The organism is Pseudomonas oryzihabitans (assembly GCF_001518815.1).
In the GTDB taxonomy this organism is placed as follows: Bacteria; Pseudomonadota; Gammaproteobacteria; order Pseudomonadales; family Pseudomonadaceae; genus Chryseomonas; species Chryseomonas oryzihabitans_E.
The window spans coordinates 897,301-915,666 of sequence record NZ_CP013987.1 but is presented as its reverse complement, the minus strand read 5'-3'; the positions used below and the strand labels follow the sequence as shown (position 1 = coordinate 915,666).

Sequence of the window (18,366 nt, the reverse complement as noted above, 5' to 3'; positions counted from 1 at the left end):
CGGCTCCAGCCAGGCGCCGTGCTTCAGGCGCCGTTGACCTGGAAGACGTGCCGCAGATAGTGCAGGAAGTCCGGCTCGCCGCCCTGGGCCTTGCCCGGGGCATCGGAGATCTTCGCCACCGGCTGACCGTTGCAGCGGCTCATCTTGAGTACCATGTTCATCGGCTGCACCCCGGGGATGTCACAGGTGAAATGGGTGCCGATGCCAAAGCTCACGTTGATCCGCTCGCGCAGGGCGCGGAACAGGGCGAGGGCCTTTTCCAGATTGAGTGAATCGGAGAACACCAGGGTCTTGGTCAAGGGATCTATGCCCAGCTGCTGGTAGTGGGCGATGGCCTTTTCCGCCCACTGCAGAGGATCGCCGCTGTCGTGGCGCAGGCCGTCGAACAGCTTGGCGAAGTAGAGATCGAAATCGCGCAGAAAGGCTTCCATGGTGATGGTATCGGTCAGAGCGATGCCAAGCTGACCGCGATACTCGCGCACCCAGCAATCAAGGGCGGCGATCTGGCTGTCGATCAGGCGCGGCCCTAGTTGCTGGTGCGCCATCAGCCATTCATGAGCCATGGTCCCCAGGGGCGCCACGCCCAGCTTCCACGCCAGGTGGACATTGCTGGTGCCAACGAAGCGCCCGGGAAAGTCGTCCCTCAGGCTGCGCACCACCATTTCCTGTACGCCATAGGAGAAACGCCGCCGGGTACCGAAGTCGGCCATCTTGAATTCGGCCAACTCGTCGGCACCCGCCTCCCGTGCCAGCCAGTCGAACTTGCGATAGAGCTGATCCTGGGCCACCTGCAGCGGCAGGTCGGCATGGCGCTGGCGATTGCGCACCTCGCTGATCAGCGCCAGGATCGGCACTTCGAACAGGATCAGGTGCAGCCAGGGGCCTTTCAGGGTCAGGGTGAAGCGCCCTTCTTCTTCCCCCAGGAATACATAGGAGGGATTGAAACGAAACAGCCGCAGGAAGCGGATGAAGTCGGGCGTGATGAAGGGAATGCGCTCGAGAAAGGCCAGCTGGCTGTCGCTGATGGCGACATCGGCGAGGGCATCGATCTCGGCCTGGATGGCCGCATGATAGGGCCGCAGGTCTTCGTCGTTGCGGCAGCGGAAGGCCCACTCGACTTCCGCATTGGGATAGTTGTGCAGGACGGCCTGCATCATGGTGAGCTTGTAGAAATCGGTGTCCAGCAGGCTTTGCACGGCCTGCTCGGAAAAACTATCGGCCATCATTGGCGGGGCTCGGCAGCTAATTGGTCAATCGACAGCATGCCGAACTTGCCAGGCAAGCGAAAGGCGCTTGACCGCCTGGGGGCCTAGCGGTTGTGCGTCTGGGTCATGCCGAAGAGGAACAGCAGCAGATCCTGGCTACCGGTGCTGGAGCTAGTGAGGGTGCGAGCAACTGGCGTCTGACAATATTCCAGGCCTTCGCTACCCACGACCACGGCCGCCGGTCGCAACCAGCTCGCATAGGCCAACGTGGTGACCCCACAAAAGGCCGCCACCAGCAAACCTCGAGTAATTTGTGAAGTCATGGCTCCAACCCTCTGATTTTCCGTCCCAGCGCTTGGTGGTAACCGTAGAGCAGAGTTCGCCATTGCGCAGCGTTCCACGACGAATGGCGACGTAATTGCAGCATATCCCGACGAGCGGCCGTGTCTAGTGACAATCGCTGCCGGCATTTCTCCAGATCGAGCAGTGCCACGGAGAACTCCCGGCCTTCAGGGCCGGGCCGCTCGGCTACGAAAATATGCTTGGGATAGAGGCAACCATGCTGCCAGCGGTGCCGGTGCATGCGCGCCAGCACCTCGCCCAGGGTAGTCAGGAAGCGCTCGTGTTCGGCCTCGCTGAGCTGCTGGCCAGCGCCTTCGGCATACCAGTGATCGAGATCCTGATAGCCTTCCAGAGCGGCGCTCACCAATAGCGCGCGCCAGCCGCCCTGAGCATGCTGGGCATCGCAGAACAGCAATTCGGGGACCTGGATGCCCAGGTCGCGAAAGGCGATCAGCGCATCGCGCTCACGCAGGGCGGTAGGACGCCCCAGCGGATGGCGCAAGCTGCGATAGAGATGGCCGACCTGGCGCTTGACGTAAGCCAGAGTCCCGTCGGGCAGCTGCAGGCGCTGCACGCCGCTTTCTCCGCCACGACGCACGTTGGGGGCTTCCACCCAGTCACCCGCGGTGTTCCACCAACGATCGAAACCCTGTTCGCCTTGCGTCACGACGCCCATCAGCTGCCTCTCTTATTCTGAATAACCTCAATTGGCCTTGCGCAGGACGTAGACCCGCCACATGGCATAGCCCGGCAGGAAATCCAGGGCCCGGTCGACGACAAAGCCGGCCTGGGCGACTTCTGCCTCGAACTGGCTGCGCTCGACGATGAATCTGTTCTGGTAACCGCCACGATCGCGGCCCTGGGCCTGCCGACGGCGCTCAAGCGCCTGGCGGCGCCAGGCCTTGAAGTTGCCGTCTACCCATAGCGACAGAATGACGCTGTCGCGGGTCACCCGGTGAAACTCCTGCAGCAGCGCCAGACGGTCCGCTGATTCGCCCACATGGTGAAACAAACGCATACAGAAAATGCAATCTACAGAATTGTCGGACAGGTCGATAGCGAAAGCCGACGTCTGTAGCGCCTTTACCCGGGCCACGACTTCCGGAGGTTGCTGTTCACGGGCGGTGGCCAGCATGTTTTCCGAATAGTCGGCGCCAATGATCACGCGATTGCGCTTTTCTGCCAGCAGGGGCCAGAAGCGCCCGGCGCCGCTGGGCAGATCCAGCACCAGGTTGGGTTGGCCGGCGATGCTCAGGGCCTGGCGTGCCAGTTGCTGGTCACGCCAGTTGGACAGGCGGCGAGCCAGGCCATCCTGATGCTTCAGGAAGTACTGGCGGGCGTGGTCGGCATCGTACTTTTGCGAAAAAGGCAGGTCGATGGGCGCTTTCACGGCGGTGACTCCTGGGGAGTAAAGAGATGGCGCTACCCTACCCAGGCCGCTGTCAAACACCGGTCAAGCCTTTGTGAAAATTCTGTAATGCTAGGCCGCTATCCTGTCAGTGCCGAGAGAAATCTGGAAGCGGCACCCGCCCACGTCGCTGTCGCCCAACGCCACGCTCCAGCCCTGCAGCTGACAGATCCGCCGGACCAGCGACAGACCCAGCCCCAGGCCCTCGCCACGCCCCCCAGCGCCGCGCACGAAGGGCTGGAACATCGCCTCGCGCTGCTCTTCGGGAATGCCGATCCCGCTGTCTTCGACCACGAAGCCCGTAGGTCCGACCTGGAGGGCAATATAGCCGTGCTCGGTGTAGTGCAGTGCATTGCGCAACAGATTGCTCATTACCGAGCGTAGGAAGGGCTCGTGCCAGAGATAGTGATCGGCCTCCGGCGCGACGCTCAGGCGCCATTGCAGGCCCTTGGCCTCCACCAGCGCCTGCCACTCCGCCGTCTGCCGGCGCGCCACCGCGGCCAGGCTGGCCCGCGGCGCCTGGGTGTCGTTGTCGCCCTGGTTACGCGCGAGCGCCAGAAAGGTCTGTACCAGTTCCTGCATCTCCCGCCCGGCGCGGGTCATGCGCTCCAGTGGCCCCGTCGCTCGGGGCGGCAGATCGGGGGTAGCAGCCAGCAGTTCGCAAGAAGACTGGATCACCATCAGCGGGGTGCGCAATTCGTGGCTGACATCACTGGTGAACAGCTGCTCCCGTGCCAGGGCGGCACGCAGGCGGTCGAAGGCATCGTCGAAGGCGGCGGCCAGCTCGCCCACTTCGTCCTTGGCGTAGTCCGGCGCCAGTGGTGGGGTGACGTCGAGAATCTGGTCACGGCGGCGCACCTGCCGGGCCAGCCGCACGACCGGAGCGATCACTCGCCGCGCCAGGGCCCAGCCGAGTAGCCAGGCCAGCGCCACGCTGATCAGGAAACCCACCAGCACCACCTTGTAGAGCAGTCGCTCACGCGCCTCGAAATCGCTCTGGTTCTGCAGCAGGACGAAGTGATTGCCCTCCAGCTCCGCCACATAGGCATAGAAATACTGCTGGTCTTCTTGCACCTCGCTGAAGCCTGGCGGCAGATCGCGCAGGCGGTCGGGCAACTGCGCCGTCTCGGCGAGGGGTACGAAATACAGGCGCATATCCGGATCCAGCACCGGCTGGCCGCCCCGGCGCATGTCGCGTTGCACCATGCGCTCCAGCTCGTTGTGCAGATCGGTGGAGATCAGCCGCTCCTCGACGGTGTGCACCACCGCGACGATGCCCAGGGAAAACACGCCACCGACCAGAAAGGTCATCAGCACGAAGGCGATGACGATCCGGCGTGACAGGCTCAGGTGATATTCCATGGCTAATCCTGCTCGACCAACTTGTAGCCCACCCCATGGATGGTGCGCAGCAACGGTTGCTCGAAAGGCTTGTCGATCACCTGCCGCAATTGGTGGACATGGCTGCGCAGGCTGTCGCTGTCAGGGTAGTCCTCCCCCCAGACCGCCTCTTCCAGGACCTCGCGACGCACCACGTGGGGACTCTTCTGCATCAGCAGGGCGAGAATCTTCAAGCCGATGGGATTGAGCTTGAGCGACTTGCCAGCGCGACTCACCTCCAGGGTGTCCAGGTCGTAGCTGAGATCGGCGACCTGCAGCTGGCGACGGCCGCCACCCTTGGCCCGGCGCATCACCGCCTCGACGCGCGCGGCCAGTTCGGACAGGGCGAAGGGTTTGACCAGATAGTCGTCGGCCCCGGAGCGAAAGCCCTCCAGGCGGTCGTCGAGCTGGTCGCGCGCGGTGAGCATGATCACCGGGGTATCGCGGCGGGCATCCTGGCGCAGCCGCTGGCAGAGGGTGTAGCCGTCGATACCGGGCAGCATGATGTCGAGGATGAGCAGATCATAATGCTCGGTCGCGGCTAGGTGCAGCCCGGACAGGCCGTCCTGGGCACAGTCCACGCTGTAGCCCTTGAGGCTGAGGTAATCCAGCAGGTTGCTGAGAATGTCGCGGTTGTCTTCCACCACCAGGATACGCATGTCGCTAACCTCTTCTGCGAGCTCTTCGGGCGCCCGCATGCTTGCTGTTGGGCACAGAGCCTAACCGCGTCCGCGGACCGCGACCAGCGCGCCGCCTGGATACTGACCACCAAAGGCTAGCCTCCAGGAAACGCCGGCCACAAAAAACCCCGGTGTCCGCGAGGATCACCGGGGTTCGGGCTCGGCCCTGGGGCCGGAGCGACTCTTACATCATGCCGCCCATGCCACCCATGCCGCCCATGTCGGGCATGGCCGGGGCTGCGTCGTCTTTCGGCAACTCAGCCACGATGGCTTCGGTGGTGATCAGCAGACCGGCGATGGAGGAAGCAGCCTGCAGCGCGCTGCGGGTCACCTTGGCCGGGTCGATGATGCCGAATTCCAGCATGTCGCCGTATTCGCCGGTAGCGGCGTTGTAGCCGTAGTTGCCGCTGCCCTGCTTGACCTTGTCCAGCACGACGGAGGCTTCGTCACCGGCGTTGGCCACGATCTGGCGCAGGGGGGCTTCAACAGCGCGGCGCAGGATGTTGATACCCGCGTTCTGCTCTTCGTTGATGCCTTTCAGATCCTTCAGCGCGTCCAGGGCACGGACCAGAGCGACACCGCCGCCAGGCACCACGCCTTCTTCCACAGCAGCGCGGGTAGCGTGCAGGGCGTCTTCGACGCGGGCTTTCTTCTCTTTCATCTCGACTTCGGTGGCAGCGCCAACCTTGATCACGGCAACACCGCCGGCCAGCTTGGCCAGACGCTCTTGCAGCTTCTCTTTGTCGTAGTCGGAAGAGGTTTCTTCGACCTGGGCACGGATCTGCTTGATACGGGCCTGGATGTCGACCTCGACGCCAGCGCCGTCGATGACGGTGGTGTTTTCCTTGTTCAGGACCACACGCTTGGCTTGACCCAGGTGCTCCAGGGTGGTGCTTTCCAGGCTCAGGCCGACTTCTTCGGAGATGACGGTACCGCCGGTCAGGATGGCGATGTCCTGCAGCATGGCCTTGCGACGATCACCGAAGCCCGGAGCCTTGACGGCCGCGACCTTGACGATACCGCGCATGTTGTTGACCACCAGGGTGGCCAAGGCTTCGCCTTCGACGTCTTCGGCGACGATCAGCAGCGGACGACCGGCCTTGGCAACGGATTCCAGCACCGGCAGCAGTTCGCGGATGTTGGAGATCTTCTTGTCGACCAGCAGCAGCAGCGGGCTGTCCAGCTCGGCCGACATGGTGTCGGGCTTGTTGATGAAGTAGGGCGACAGGTAGCCACGGTCGAACTGCATGCCTTCGACGACGGACAGTTCGTTTTCCAGGCCCGAGCCTTCTTCGACGGTGATGACGCCTTCTTTACCAACCTTCTCCATGGCTTCGGCGATGATGTTGCCGATGCTGTCGTCGGAGTTGGCAGAGATGGTGCCTACCTGGGCGATGGCCTTGCTGTCGGCGCAGGGCTTGGACAGGTTCTTCAGCTCGGCGACGACAGCCGCGGTGGCCTTGTCGATGCCGCGCTTCAGGTCCATCGGGTTCAGGCCAGCGGCCACGGACTTCAGGCCTTCGGTCACGATGGCCTGGGCCAGCACGGTGGCGGTGGTGGTGCCGTCACCGGCAGCATCGTTGGCCTTGGAGGCCACATCTTTCACCAGCTGGGCGCCGATGTTCTCGATGCGATCCTTGAGCTCGATTTCCTTGGCGACGGAAACGCCGTCCTTGGTGATCAGGGGAGCACCGAAGCTACGCTCCAGAACTACGTTGCGGCCTTTCGGGCCCAGGGTAGCCTTGACAGCGTCGGCCAGGGTGTTGACACCGGTCAGCAGCTTCTTGCGCGCGGAGTCACCGAATTTGACGTCTTTTGCAGCCATGTTCTGTTTCCTCTAAGAAATTCGAAAAGTGAGTGGAGATCAGCCTTCGATGACGGCCAGGATTTCGGACTCGGCCATGACCAGCAGTTCTTCGCCATCGACCTTGATGGCGTTGCTGCCGGAATAGGGACCGAAAACCACCTTGTCACCCACTTTTACTGCCGGAGCACGGACATCACCGTTGTCCAGCACGCGTCCAGTGCCTACGGCAACCACTTCACCGCGGTTCGGCTTTTCGGCAGCCGAGCCCGGCAGCACGATGCCGCCAGCGGATTTGGTCTCTTCTTCGCTGCGACGGATCACAACGCGATCATGCAGAGGACGAAGCGCCATTGTCGTATCTCCCAAAGTTCTGAGTGTTTCCAGCGCCGATGACTGCATCGGCAGTTTGTTTTAACCGGCTGCGCCGGGTGCGCCCCATCCATGACAGAGCGCGAAACCTGCTCGCCTTGCGGCGACAACCTTGCGGTGTCCGCTACATGAGGTTGTCGCCAGGCATTTCAAGGGTGGACGGTAATTTTTTTAGCGCTTTTGCTCATCGCGGTGGACCACTTCACCCTCGATCACCTCGGGGCGATGAGAGGCGCCCTGACCCGGCCCCGGCTGATAGCCCTGGGCACCGGGATTGCGCCGGGTCACGCGGCCGATCACCGCGCCCAGCAGCGCCTTGCGAGTCACCGGCAGAAGGCAGACGAGCGCCAGGATGTCGCTGATGAAGCCCGGAAAGATCAGCAGGGCACCGGCGATCGCCAGGGTAAGGCCCTGGATGACCTCCTGCTCGGGCATCTGCCCCTGGGCCAGGCGCATGCGGATGCGCCAGAGGGTGGTGAAACCGGCGACGCGCAGCAGGGCGACGCCGACCAGAAAGCTCAGCAGCAGCAGGGCGAAGGTGGCGAGCACGCCGATTTCGCTGCCGATCTTGATGAGTACGGCCAGTTCCACAAAGGGGAACAGCAAGAAGAGTAAGGCGGTCACGCGCATCTCAGGTCCTTCACGGTAGAAACCGGTTGAAAGACAGGAGATGGAGGCGGCCACGTCGATTTCAAGGTGGGCATGTGGTGCCCCATAGAAATGCAAAGGCCGCGAAAATCGCGGCCTTGACGGGCTGGCAGGCACCTAGGGAAACATGACGTTACCAGGAGACGCCGACACCCGCGGTGTACTCGGTCTGGTTGACGTTGCCCTGGGCACCACTGGTGAGTTCCTTGGACGCCTTGAGGTTCAGCGATGCCCAGTTGGTCACCTTGTATCTCAGGCCGACATCACCGTCGAAGGTCAAGTTGGCGGTGTTGTCCAGCGGCCGACCCAGTTCACCGTTGGTGAAGAACTGGATGGTCTGTCCGTACAGATACCGGTTGTAGTCCCACTTCACGCTCGCCGACAGGAACTGGTCGGAGCCGCCGTCCGAGTACTCGTAGCGGTTGTGGTTGAGCAGGCCGGTCAGGGAGAAGGAGCCCAGCTCGTTATCCCAGAACTGGTAACCGGGACCGGTACCCAGGGTGCGCTGCTTGGCCAGATCCTGGATCCAGTCGCGCTTGTATTCGGCGCGGCCCTGCCAGAAGAATTTCTCATCGAAGAAGCGATCCAGGGCGTACTGCAAGCCGTACTTGCTGGTCGAGACCACGTCATCGGTCTTGTAGCGGTCGTAGCTGCCGTTGGCGTTGTGCCGCCACATGCCGTGCCGGGCCTGGGTCTTGAAGTCGATATCGTACTTCTCGCTGTCCTGCGACGAGCTGATGTAGTCCAGGCCGGCGTCGATGTTGCCTTTCCAGGCGAAGTCGCGCAGGAAGGGACGCGGCGGCACGATCTGGGTGATGCTCGCCAGCGGCACGGTCTGCTGGCCGTCGGCGGTGCTGACCACTACCTGGCCGTCTTCGGCCGGCTTGAGGCTTTCCACCGGGAAATCGGGTTCGTACTTGCCGCGCTGGACGATGACGGGCTTGTCACGTTGCAGGGTCTTGATCTTGTCCCAGGACAGGGGAATGTTGCCGCCGTATTCGGTCTGCAGGAGCAGCTTCTTGCTGTCGAGCAGCTTGATGGTTCCGGTCAGGCGATCGCCATTCTTGAGCCAGACGGTGTCGGCATGGGCGAAGGAGGCGAGTGACAACAGCGCGAGCGAGGAAAGGAATCGAAAACGCATGGGCACCAGGACACCTTGGGTGGACTTGGGTGGAAAGGTAACGAAACGAGAGGGGCGCGATTATCCGGGTGCCAGAGGCCCGCGCAACTGTTACTAGGTAAAAGTTAGGCAAGTTTCCGGAAATACCGCCCAAAGGTCTGACGTCTTGTGAGAAAGCAGCAGCTCGACACGTTTCAGCACCACCGTAACCAAACTTTTCGGCACACTGGCACTCTCTCCCGGAGCAGCAGGGCATCATGACCACGTCCCCTCCCCCCGATCCTCGTCGCCAGGCGGTTTTCCAGGCGCTGGCCGCCATTCCTGCGGGGCGGGTGGTCAGCTATGGCCAACTGGCGGAGCTCGCCGGCCTGGGCCGAGGCGCACGCTGGGTGGGCTGGGTGCTGGGTCGGCTGCCGGAGGGCAGCGCCCTGCCCTGGCATCGCGTCATCGCCGCGGATGGCCGGCCGAGCCTGACCCGCGACAGCCCTTCCGGTCAGGCGCAGCGCGAGCGGTTGCGGGCCGAGGGCGTGCTGCTGCACGAGGACCGGGTGGACATGCGTCGGTACCGGTGGAATCCAGTTGAGAGTGTCGAGTAGAGTGCGCGTTTTTTCCGAGCCCAAGGGCATGTTTGCACGTTTCTGGCGCGAAGCCGTCACCACCTACAAATCCAAGGCCTGCCTGGCCCTGCTGCTGCTGGGTTTCGCTGCGGGCCTGCCAGCCATGCTGGTGTTTTCCACCCTCTCGGTCTGGCTGCGCGAAGCGGGGGTGAGTCGCGAGACCATCGGCTACGCCAGCTGGATCGGCCTGGCCTATGCCTTCAAGTGGGTGTGGTCGCCCATGCTCGATCTCTGGAAGCTGCCGTTGATCGGCAAGCTCGGCCGTCGACGCTCCTGGCTGGTGCTGTCGCAGATCCTGGTGGGCCTGGGGCTGGTTGGCATGGCGCTGTGCAATCCGCAGCAGCACCTGGAGCAACTGATCGCCCTGGCGGTCCTGGTGGCCTTCGCCTCGGCCACCCAGGACATCGCTGTGGACGCCTACCGCCTGGAGATCGCCGACGACGAGCGCCAGGCCGCCCTCGCCGCCTGCTACATGACCGGCTATCGCATCGCCGCCCTGCTGGCCAGCGCCGGCGCCCTGTTTCTCGCCGAGGAGCTGGGCTCGTCCCGCCTCGATTACAGCCAGAGCGCCTGGGCCACCACCTACATGCTGTTCGCCCTGCTGGTCCTGCCGGGACTGGTCACCAGCGTCCTGATTCGCGAGCCGGAGCCGGTCGCGCCCATGGCCATGGCGGAATCGCGCTTCGGCTTCAACCACCAGCTGGTGGCGGTCGCCCTGCTGCTGGTGATGCTGATCTCCATCCCCGCCGCCATCAATGCCGCCATCGCCCAGGCCTGGCCGCGCGCCCTGCTCTACAGCCTGTTCATCGTCGGCTGCCTGTCGCCCTGGGGCCGCTACTGCAGCAAGCCGCTGAGCGATCTCATGCGCCGCATGCGCGAGCCCCTGCGGCTGCGTGATGCGGCCAATGCCGAGGAGTTGCCGCGCTTCGACTTCGTGCACCAGATGGTCTCGGTGATTCTGTTGATCGTGCTCATCGTGGCCGCCACTGGCGGTCTGTCCGCCCTGGCCGGCGGCTACTGGCCGCGCGGCCTGATGTACGGCCTGATCGTCTGGCTCTGCCTCACCGCCCCCGGACGCCGGCTGATGGCGCCGGTGCTGACGCCCATCACCGAGTTCATCCAGCGCTACCAGTGGCAGGCGCTGCTGCTGCTTGGCCTGATCTCCACCTATCGGCTGTCCGATACGGTCATGGGCGTGATGGCCAGCGTCTTCTATATCGACGTGGGCTATAGCAAGGAAACCATCGCCGGCGTGAGCAAGATCTTCGGGGTGTTCATGACTCTGTTCGGCGCCGGGCTGGGTGGCGTACTGATCACTCGGGTAGGGATTCTGCCGATCCTCTTTCTCGGCGGCGCCGCCTCGGCGCTGACCAACCTGCTGTTCGTGGTGATCGCTTCCACCGGCGCCAACGTGCCGCTGCTGATCGCCACCATCTGCGCCGACAACGTCAGCGGCGGCATGGCAACCTCTGCCTTTGTCGCCTACCTGTCGAGCCTGACCAACCTCAGGTTCTCGGCAACCCAGTACGCCATGCTCAGCTCGCTGATGCTGCTGTTGCCGCGCCTGCTGGGTGGCTATTCGGGTGCCATGGTGGAGCACGTCGGCTACAGCTCGTTCTTTTCGCTGACCGCGCTGATGGGGGTGCCGACGCTGCTCCTGATCGCGGTGCTCTGGCTGCGCCAGCGGCGGACCGCGGTACCGAGCGGTCCCTCCGGCAGCGGCAACTGAGGCGGCCCGCGGCCGCCTCGTCCAGCCCTAGGCTTCGCCGCGCGCCGCCGCCGCTGCGCGTTCCTCGCCCTTGTCGTCAATCACCTTGACCACCCGGCTGGGGAGCGCGATATCGATGCCCTCGGCGCGCAGCCGATCACGAATCTGCTCGTTGAAGGTGAACTGGGTTCCCCAGAAGTCACTGTTGGCGGTCCAGCAGCGCAGCGACACGGTGATGAAGGTGTCGCCCAGGCCAGCCACCACAATGGCGGGCGGCGGCGTTTCCAGCACCCGCGGATCCTTGGCCATCTCGCCCAGCACCTGCTTGGCCTTCTGCAGATCGGCGTCATAGCCCACCTTGACGTCGAAGACGATCTGCCGGGTTGTTTGGCGCGACTGGTTGGTGATGATGCCGTTGGACAGATTGCCGTTGGGGACGGTGATGGTGCGGTTGTCGCCGGTGCGCAGCACGGTGTGGAAGATCTGGATCGAATCCACGGTGCCCTGTACGCCTTGGGCCTCGATGTAATCGCCGATCTTGAACGGCCGGAACAGCAGGATCAGCACCCCGCCGGCGAAGTTGGCCAGGCTGCCCTGTAGCGAAAGGCCGATGGCCAGGCTGGCAGCGCCGAGGGCGGCGACAAAGGAGGTGGTGGCGATGCCGATCATGGAGGCAACGCTGATTACCAGCATCACCTTGAGGCCGATGTTGACCAGGGTCACCACGAAGGTTTCCAACGCCTGGTCCATGTGCCGCGCGGTGAACAGCGCGGCCAGCCGCCCGGTCAGGCGATTGATGATCCACCAGCCGATCCACAGGGTAAGCAGGGCCAGCATTACCTTGCCGCAATATTGCAGGATCACCGGTAGCCAGGCCATGAAGGCCGTCAGCAGGTGATCGGTCTGGGCACTCAAATCCATCGTCTACCTCTCCACGCACAAGAAAAAAGTCGGGCGCGGCCTGAATGGCGGCGCCCTATGTGCGACGGACGGTAGACCCAGAGGTTCCGAAGCCGGACGTTAGTCGCGGAAGTTGTCGAACTGCAGCGGCATGCCCAGCGACTGGCCACGCAGCAGGGTGATGACCTCCTGCAATTCGTCGCGCTTCTTGCCGGTGACGCGCACCTGCTCGCCCTGGATGGCGGCCTGGACCTTGATCTTGCTGTCCTTGATCAGGGCGACGATCTTCTTCGCCAGCTCCTTGTCGATGCCCTCGCGCAGGGTGGTCTCCTGCTTCACGGTCTTGCCGGAGGCATAGGCATCCTTGACCTCCAGGCACTGGACGTCGATCTTGCGCTTGGCCAGGTTGACCTTGAGGATCTCCAGCATCTGCTCGAGCTGGAAGTCGGCATCGGCAGTAAGGGTCACGGTCAGGTCCTTGGCCTCGAAGCTGCCCTTGCCGCGCAGGTCGTAGCGACGATCAAGGTCCTTGATGGCGTTGTCGACGGCGTTGGTGACTTCGTGCTTGTCCAGCTCCGATACCACGTCGAAGGAAGGCATGGATTTTCTCCTCGGTTGCGATGGGGCAGCCTTGACGCTGCAGCCTGACCGACCATTATAACGACTGGCCTTCTTCTGCAGGAATCCGACCATGCCCCGCGAACCCATCCTGGAGTCACAGCTGTGAGCTGGCACGTGCTGGGCGCCGGCAGTCTCGGCGGACTCTGGGCAGCGCGCCTGTTCCGTGGCGGCGAACCGGTCCGCCTGATCCTGCGCGATCGCACCCGCCTGGCGCAGTATCGCGCCGGTGGCGGACTGCGCCTCACCGAAGGCGACACGACCAGTCTCTATCCGCTGCCCGCCGAAACGCCCGAGGCGGGCAATCCGATCCGCCGGTTGATCCTGGCCTGCAAGAGCTATGACGCCGAGGACGCCATCGCCAGTGTCGCCGCGCGCCTGGAACCGGAAGCCGAGGTCCTGCTCCTGCAGAATGGCCTGGGTAGTCAGGACGCCGTGGCGGCCCGCGTACCACGGGCGCGCTGCCTGAGGGCCAGCACCACCGAGGGCGCCTTTCGCGAGACCGACTTCCATGTGGTGGCGGCCGGCGCCGGCCAGATCTGGATCGGCGACCAGCTCGGCAGCCATACCCCGCCGCCCTGGCTAGATACGCTCACCGACCTGGGCTTTCCGGTACGCTGGACGGACGACATCGATGCCCGGCTGTGGCGCAAGCTGGCGATCAACTGCGCCATCAACCCCCTGACCGTGCTCTATCACTGCCGCAACGGCGAACTGAGCCAGCACCGCACAGAGGTGGCCGCGCTGTGCAATGAACTCGTCGTGCTGCTGGAAGCCATGGGACTCGCTCCGGCGGCCCAGGGGCTGCAGCAGGAGGTCGAGGCGGTGATCGCCGCCACCGCCAATAACCGCTCTTCCATGCTGCAGGACGTGGAGCGCGGCCAGCGCACCGAGGTGAGCCATCTGCTCGGTCATGCCCTGCCGATCGCCGGACGGCTGCGCCTGCCGGTGCCGCATCTGGCCGAGCTGCAGCAGCGGCTCCAGGCCAGGCTCGCGGAGCGCGGATTGCCCGAGAACTAGCTGCGGGCTACCCTGCCCGCTTCCCTGTTGCCGCGGCTGCCCCATGATCCTCGCCAAACGCCTGAAGAATCTCCCGGTCGGCCGCAAGTTGCTGGCCGCCCTGCTGGTGATGATGATCGCGGTGCTGGTGGTGGCCAACGTGACCTTCATCAGCGCCGCCTACTGGATCTCCCAGGAAAGCGTGGCACCCCAGGCCCTGCAGACGCTTGGCCGGCTGTTCGCCAGCCCGGTACTCAGCCGCGAAGTGCTGGCCTCACCGGCGGCGGCCGAGGTGCAACTGCGGCAGCTGGAGGGCTATGCACCGCTGCGTCTGGCGGCCGTCTACGACAGCCAGGGCCAGCGCCTGGCAGAGTTGCACAACGGCGATCGCCTGCAGGTACCCGCGCGTTTCGAAGACCTGCAGACCTGGCGCCTGCGTGAATTCCGCACCAATCTGCTGGTGGAACTGCCCCGTCCCGAAGGGGCGCCCGGGCATCTCCTGCTGGTGGCCAGCAGCGAACTGCCAGGGGCCTTCTATCGCGGCACCCTCACCGCCAGCCTGGCGATCCTGACCTTCAGCATCCTGCTCTGGCTGGTGGTGGCGCGGCAGATCAAGCGGCTCATCACCCTGCCGATCCGCGAACTGGAAGAGCTGTCGCGCCAGGTGACCCGGGAGGAAAACTATTCGCTGCGCGCCAGCAAGGGCAGCGAAGACGAGCTTGGGCGCCTGGCGGAATCCTTCAACACCATGCTCGGCCGCATCCAGGGCCGCGAGCAGCAACTCAAGCGCGCCCGCGACGACGCCCAGTACGCGGTGCTGCAGGCCCAGAGCCTGGCCGAGGAGACCCGGCGCTCCAACCGCAAGCTGGAACTTGAAGTGCAGGTCCGCGGCAAGATCGAGAAGAAGCTCACCGGTTTCCAGAACTACCTCAACAGCATCATCGACTCCATGCCTTCGGCGCTGATCGCGGTGGACGAGCAGTTCTACGTCACCCAGTGGAACCAGGAGGCCACCCACCTTTCCGGCACCCAGTTGGACGAAGCCCTGAACCAGCCGGTGTTTCTTGCCTTTCCCTCGCTCAAACCCTTCCTGCCGCAACTGAGCCGCACCGCCGAACTCCTGCGGGTGGAAAAGGTGGAACGGGTGACCTGGGCACTGACCGACACCCCGCGTCACTACACCCTGACCTTCTACCCGCTGATGGGCGGCGCCGGGCGCGGCGTGGTGATCCGCATCGACGACATCACCCAGCGCCTGAACATGGAAGAGATGATGGTGCAGTCGGAAAAGATGCTCTCGGTCGGTGGCCTGGCGGCCGGCATGGCCCACGAGATCAACAATCCCCTGGGCGCCATCCTGCACAACGTGCAGAACATCCGTCGGCGGCTGTCCCCGGAGTTGCCGAAGAATCTCGAGCAGGCCGCCGAATCGGGCGTCGAGCTCAATGCGGTGAACTGCTACCTGGAGAGTCGACAGATCCCGCGGCTGCTCGACGGCATCCACCAGGCCGGCAGCCGTGCGGCCAAGATCGTCAGCCACATGCTCGCCTTCAGCCGCCGCAGCAATCGCAAGATGGAAGCCAGTGAGCTGCCGCCGCTGATCGACCAGGCCATCGAGATCGCCGGCAACGACTTCGACCTGGCCGAGGGCTTCGACTTCCGCACCCTGTCCATCCTCCGCGAATTCGACCCGGCGCTGGGACCGGTGCCGGTGATCGCCAACGAGCTGGAGCAGGTGCTGCTCAACCTGCTGAAGAACGCCGCCCAGGCCATCCATCTGCGCGACGACGAGGAAGAAGGCGAATACGGCCGCATCACCTTGCGCACCCGGCTGCGTGGCGGCTGGGCCGAGATCCAGGTGGAGGACAATGGCATCGGCATCCCCGAGGACATCTGCAAGCGCATCTTCGAGCCCTTCTTCACCACCAAGGAAGTAGGCCAGGGCACCGGCCTGGGCCTGTCGGTGTCGTACTTCATCATCACCAACAACCACAAGGGGCAGATGGAGGTGCACTCCACGCCCGGCGTAGGGACCTGCTTCACCCTGCGCCTACCCCTCGTCCAGGCCGATTTTGATTCCGTCTAAGACCTTGCCAGGAGCCGCGCCATGGGTTTTCGCCTCACCGAGATCTACACCCGCCAGGGCGACACCGGCGACACCGGCCTCGCCGACGGCAGCCGGGTCCCCAAGGACCATCCGCGCATCGAGGCCATCGGCGCGGTGGACGAACTCAACAGCGCCCTGGGGCTCTTGCTCGCCGAACTGGCCGAGGATGCGCGCCTCGCCGAGGTGAGCGAGGCCCTGGCGCCCTGCCAGCACCGACTGTTCGATCTCGGCGGTGAACTGGCCATGCCCAGCTATCGTGCCCTGCAACCGGTGGAGATCGAGCGCCTGGAAGGCGCCATCGATCACTGGAACACCGAGCTGGGCCCCCTGGAGAACTTCATCCTGCCCGGCGGCTCCCGCGCCGTGGCCCAGGCCCACGTCTGCCGCACCCTGGCGCGCAGTGCCGAGCGGCGCTGCCGTAGCCTGCATGCGGTAGAGCCGCTGGAGGGCCAGGGCCTGCCCTATCTCAATCGCCTGTCCGACCTGCTGTTCGTCGCGGCGCGCATTGTCGCCCGGCGCCAGGGGGTGAGCGAGGTGCTCTGGCAGGCCGCGCGGCCATGAGCGCGCCGGCCGCGCCAGCAGCGCCACCCGTGCGCCGCCACGAAGGCCTGCTCGCCCTCTGGGACGGCCTGATCCTGATCCTGGTCTGCGTGAACCTGGCACTGATCCTGTTCGACAGCCTCTATGCCCTGGGGCCGCTCAACCAGGCCCTGGCCGCCGTGCTGCCCGGCTTCCACGCCTTCTATGGCGAACGCATCCACGCCCACTTCACCCACATCGACCTGGTGTTCGTCGCCTTCTTCCTCACCGACGTGCTGCTCGGCTGGCTGGTGGCGGTGGTCGAGCGCCGTCACTCACGCTGGTACCACTACCCTTTCATCCACTGGTACGACGTACTCGGCTGCATTCCCCTCGGCGGCTTCCGCCTGCTGCGCGCCCTGCGCATCATCTCCCTGCTCCTGCGCCTGCAGCGCCTGGGGCTGATCGACATGCGCCACTGGCGGCCCTACCAGCTCTTCGACCATTACTACCAGCTGCTCATGGAGGATCTGTCGGACCGGGTGATGATCAAGATCTGCGGTGAGTTGCAGGACGAGCTGAACACCCGCGACGACTTTTCCCAGAGCGTGATCGATCGCGTCATCCGCCCGCGCAAGCAGCGCCTGATCGACGGCATGGCGCAGCGCATCCAGGCGATGGTGGAACAGGGCTACACCCAGAATCGCGCCACCCTGGAACGGCTGGTAGGGGACGTGGTGCAGCGCGCCCTGGACGAGAACCCCGACCTCGCCCGGCTCAAGCGGCTGCCCATGGGCGACCGGTTGGCCGACACCCTGGACGGGGTGCTCACCGACATCGTCAATGGGCTGGTGCGGGAGGCGACGGCCAGCCTGCGTACCCGTGACTTCCGCGCCCTGGCCAGTCGCCTGGCCGATCACGGCTTCGATCAGAGCCTGCCCAGCGGCGCCCAGGACAATGCCCTGGACGAGGTGCTGGTGGAAATCCTCGAAGTCTTCAAGCAGAAGGTCCTGCAGCGCCGGCTCGCCCAACTCGATGGCGAGCTCTGGCCCCAGGAGTGGCAGCGCAGCGAGATCGATCCGATCAACGCGCCCCGGCGCTGATCTGCTGCTGCAGATTCTGCACCTGGGTCTGCAGGGTGGTGATGTTGCGGGTGGTCTGCAGGCGGAAGGAGTCGAACTCCTTGCTGTCCGGCCCCACCGGGCGGGCGTCCAGCTCGCTGCGCAGCACCAGCAAGTCCTGCTGCATCTCACCCAGCGCTTGGCTCTGGGCGCTGGGCTTCTTCAGCGCGGCGATGTCGGCCTGCAGCGCCTTGTTCTGAGCGCCAAGACTGGCGACCTGCTCGGCCAGGCTGCTGGTCTGGGCCAGGCCGTTCTTCAGCGCGGCCTGCTCCTCCGCCAGGGCCTTGAGACGGCTTTCCACCTCGCCGCTACCGCTCTGCACGGTTTGCACCGCGCTGGAGAGGTTTTGCAGACGGTTGTCCTGCGCCTGCTGGTTGTCCGTCACGCCCTGCTGCTGGCGAGTCAGCTCGGCGACCTTAGTCTGCAGCGTCTTGACCTGCAGCAGCAAGGCCTCGCGGCTGGTAGTGCCGGAGGATTCGCTCTCCACCAGCTTGCCGGAGATGTCTCTCAGCCGCCCCTGGGCGTCTTCGCTGATGCGCGCGAAGTTTTCCTGGGTGGCCACCACCTGTTCCTGCATCAGCACCAGCTGCTGATGGCTCCACCAGGCGACGCCGGCCAGCGCCAGGGTCAGGGCGGCGACCAGCACCCACAGCGGCGCGGTGGAAGGGCCACGGCGCACCGGGCGGGCGTGACCGGCAGCGGGTTCGCGATAGACCTCTTCGGCTTCGACCGGTCGACGACCACCGGGACGGCGATCGTCGCGCTCCGGGGTCAGACTCGGGACGTTATCCATTTCATCGAGAAGATCGTTGCGCATG

19 protein-coding genes are annotated in these 18,366 nt (G+C 64.6%); 6 read left to right on the top strand and 13 right to left on the bottom strand.

The genetic code is table 11. The features are described 5' to 3' along the window. Positions 1-23: 23 nt before the first annotated feature. The 10 genes from pncB to APT59_RS04170 form a co-directional block, all read right to left on the bottom strand. On the bottom strand, positions 24-1,226 hold the full coding sequence (gene pncB, locus APT59_RS04215; protein ID WP_059313703.1) for a nicotinate phosphoribosyltransferase: 1,203 nt from the start codon (positions 1,224-1,226) through the stop codon (positions 24-26). 83 nt (positions 1,227-1,309) lie between these two features. Continuing rightward, positions 1,310-1,528, bottom strand: coding sequence for a hypothetical protein (locus APT59_RS04210; RefSeq protein WP_174523126.1), 219 nt, complete (start codon positions 1,526-1,528; stop codon positions 1,310-1,312). Next, positions 1,525-2,223 (bottom strand): lipopolysaccharide kinase InaA family protein, encoded by a 699-nt coding sequence (locus APT59_RS04205; RefSeq protein WP_059313701.1) that lies wholly within the window; start codon positions 2,221-2,223, stop codon positions 1,525-1,527. The genes APT59_RS04210 and APT59_RS04205 overlap by 4 nt, the downstream gene beginning before the upstream one ends. Positions 2,224-2,250: 27 nt before the next feature. Further along, positions 2,251-2,937 carry a class I SAM-dependent methyltransferase gene (locus APT59_RS04200; RefSeq protein WP_059313700.1) on the bottom strand — a complete coding sequence of 229 codons (687 nt, stop codon included), beginning with the start codon at positions 2,935-2,937 and terminating at the stop codon, positions 2,251-2,253. Between the two features lie 90 nt (positions 2,938-3,027). Continuing rightward, complete coding sequence (locus APT59_RS04195) at positions 3,028-4,317, bottom strand: sensor histidine kinase (protein ID WP_059313699.1); 1,290 nt, start codon at positions 4,315-4,317, stop codon at positions 3,028-3,030. Between the two features lie 2 nt (positions 4,318-4,319). Next, on the bottom strand, positions 4,320-4,994 hold the full coding sequence (locus tag APT59_RS04190) for a response regulator transcription factor (RefSeq protein WP_059313698.1): 675 nt from the start codon (positions 4,992-4,994) through the stop codon (positions 4,320-4,322). Positions 4,995-5,199: 205 nt separating this feature from the next. Next, on the bottom strand, positions 5,200-6,840 hold the full coding sequence (groL, locus tag APT59_RS04185; protein ID WP_059313697.1) for a chaperonin GroEL: 1,641 nt from the start codon (positions 6,838-6,840) through the stop codon (positions 5,200-5,202). Between the two features lie 39 nt (positions 6,841-6,879). Next, positions 6,880-7,173 carry a co-chaperone GroES gene (locus APT59_RS04180; protein WP_007161933.1) on the bottom strand — a complete coding sequence of 98 codons (294 nt, stop codon included), beginning with the start codon at positions 7,171-7,173 and terminating at the stop codon, positions 6,880-6,882. A 189-nt stretch (positions 7,174-7,362) separates the two neighbouring features. Continuing rightward, entirely contained in the window at positions 7,363-7,821 is a 459-nt protein-coding gene (locus APT59_RS04175) for an FxsA family protein (RefSeq protein WP_059313696.1), read from the bottom strand. 151 nt (positions 7,822-7,972) lie between these two features. Then, positions 7,973-8,980, bottom strand: coding sequence for a DUF481 domain-containing protein (locus tag APT59_RS04170; protein ID WP_059313695.1), 1,008 nt, complete (start codon positions 8,978-8,980; stop codon positions 7,973-7,975). A 236-nt stretch (positions 8,981-9,216) separates the two neighbouring features. Here APT59_RS04170 and APT59_RS04165 point away from each other — a divergent pair, with 236 nt between their 5' ends. Both APT59_RS04165 and APT59_RS04160 read left to right on the top strand, forming a co-directional pair. Beyond that, complete coding sequence (locus APT59_RS04165) at positions 9,217-9,555, top strand: MGMT family protein (RefSeq protein ID WP_059313694.1); 339 nt, start codon at positions 9,217-9,219, stop codon at positions 9,553-9,555. A gap of 28 nt (positions 9,556-9,583) precedes the next feature. Next, positions 9,584-11,305, top strand: coding sequence for an AmpG family muropeptide MFS transporter (locus tag APT59_RS04160; protein ID WP_059316822.1), 1,722 nt, complete (start codon positions 9,584-9,586; stop codon positions 11,303-11,305). 27 nt (positions 11,306-11,332) lie between these two features. Here the strand turns inward: APT59_RS04160 and APT59_RS04155 are convergent, their stop codons facing one another. After that, positions 11,333-12,205: a mechanosensitive ion channel family protein gene (locus tag APT59_RS04155; RefSeq protein WP_059313693.1), complete on the bottom strand. Its 873-nt coding sequence runs from the start codon at positions 12,203-12,205 to the stop codon at positions 11,333-11,335. Positions 12,206-12,304: 99 nt separating this feature from the next. Next, on the bottom strand, positions 12,305-12,784 hold the full coding sequence (locus tag APT59_RS04150) for a YajQ family cyclic di-GMP-binding protein (protein WP_059313692.1): 480 nt from the start codon (positions 12,782-12,784) through the stop codon (positions 12,305-12,307). A gap of 123 nt (positions 12,785-12,907) precedes the next feature. On the opposite strand from APT59_RS04150, the gene APT59_RS04145 reads away from it, so the two are divergent. Genes APT59_RS04145 through APT59_RS04130 form a run of 4 tightly spaced genes read left to right on the top strand, consistent with a single transcriptional unit; the run spans position 12,908 to position 17,530 of the window. Continuing rightward, on the top strand, positions 12,908-13,822 hold the full coding sequence (locus APT59_RS04145; RefSeq protein ID WP_059313691.1) for a putative 2-dehydropantoate 2-reductase: 915 nt from the start codon (positions 12,908-12,910) through the stop codon (positions 13,820-13,822). A gap of 43 nt (positions 13,823-13,865) precedes the next feature. Beyond that, the gene (locus tag APT59_RS04140; protein ID WP_059313690.1) at positions 13,866-15,887 is read left to right on the top strand and encodes a sensor histidine kinase; all 2,022 of its coding nucleotides are present in this window, start codon (positions 13,866-13,868) and stop codon (positions 15,885-15,887) included. Positions 15,888-15,908: 21 nt separating this feature from the next. After that, positions 15,909-16,469 carry a cob(I)yrinic acid a,c-diamide adenosyltransferase gene (locus APT59_RS04135; protein ID WP_059313689.1) on the top strand — a complete coding sequence of 187 codons (561 nt, stop codon included), beginning with the start codon at positions 15,909-15,911 and terminating at the stop codon, positions 16,467-16,469. Next, positions 16,466-17,530, top strand: a complete 1,065-nt coding sequence (locus APT59_RS04130) for a hypothetical protein (protein ID WP_059313688.1) — start codon at positions 16,466-16,468, stop codon at positions 17,528-17,530. The genes APT59_RS04135 and APT59_RS04130 overlap by 4 nt, the downstream gene beginning before the upstream one ends. On the opposite strand, the gene APT59_RS04125 is transcribed toward APT59_RS04130, so the two are convergent. Next, positions 17,511-18,365 carry a hypothetical protein gene (locus tag APT59_RS04125; RefSeq protein WP_059313687.1) on the bottom strand — a complete coding sequence of 285 codons (855 nt, stop codon included), beginning with the start codon at positions 18,363-18,365 and terminating at the stop codon, positions 17,511-17,513. The genes APT59_RS04130 and APT59_RS04125 overlap by 20 nt on opposite strands. Position 18,366 lies beyond the last annotated feature (1 nt).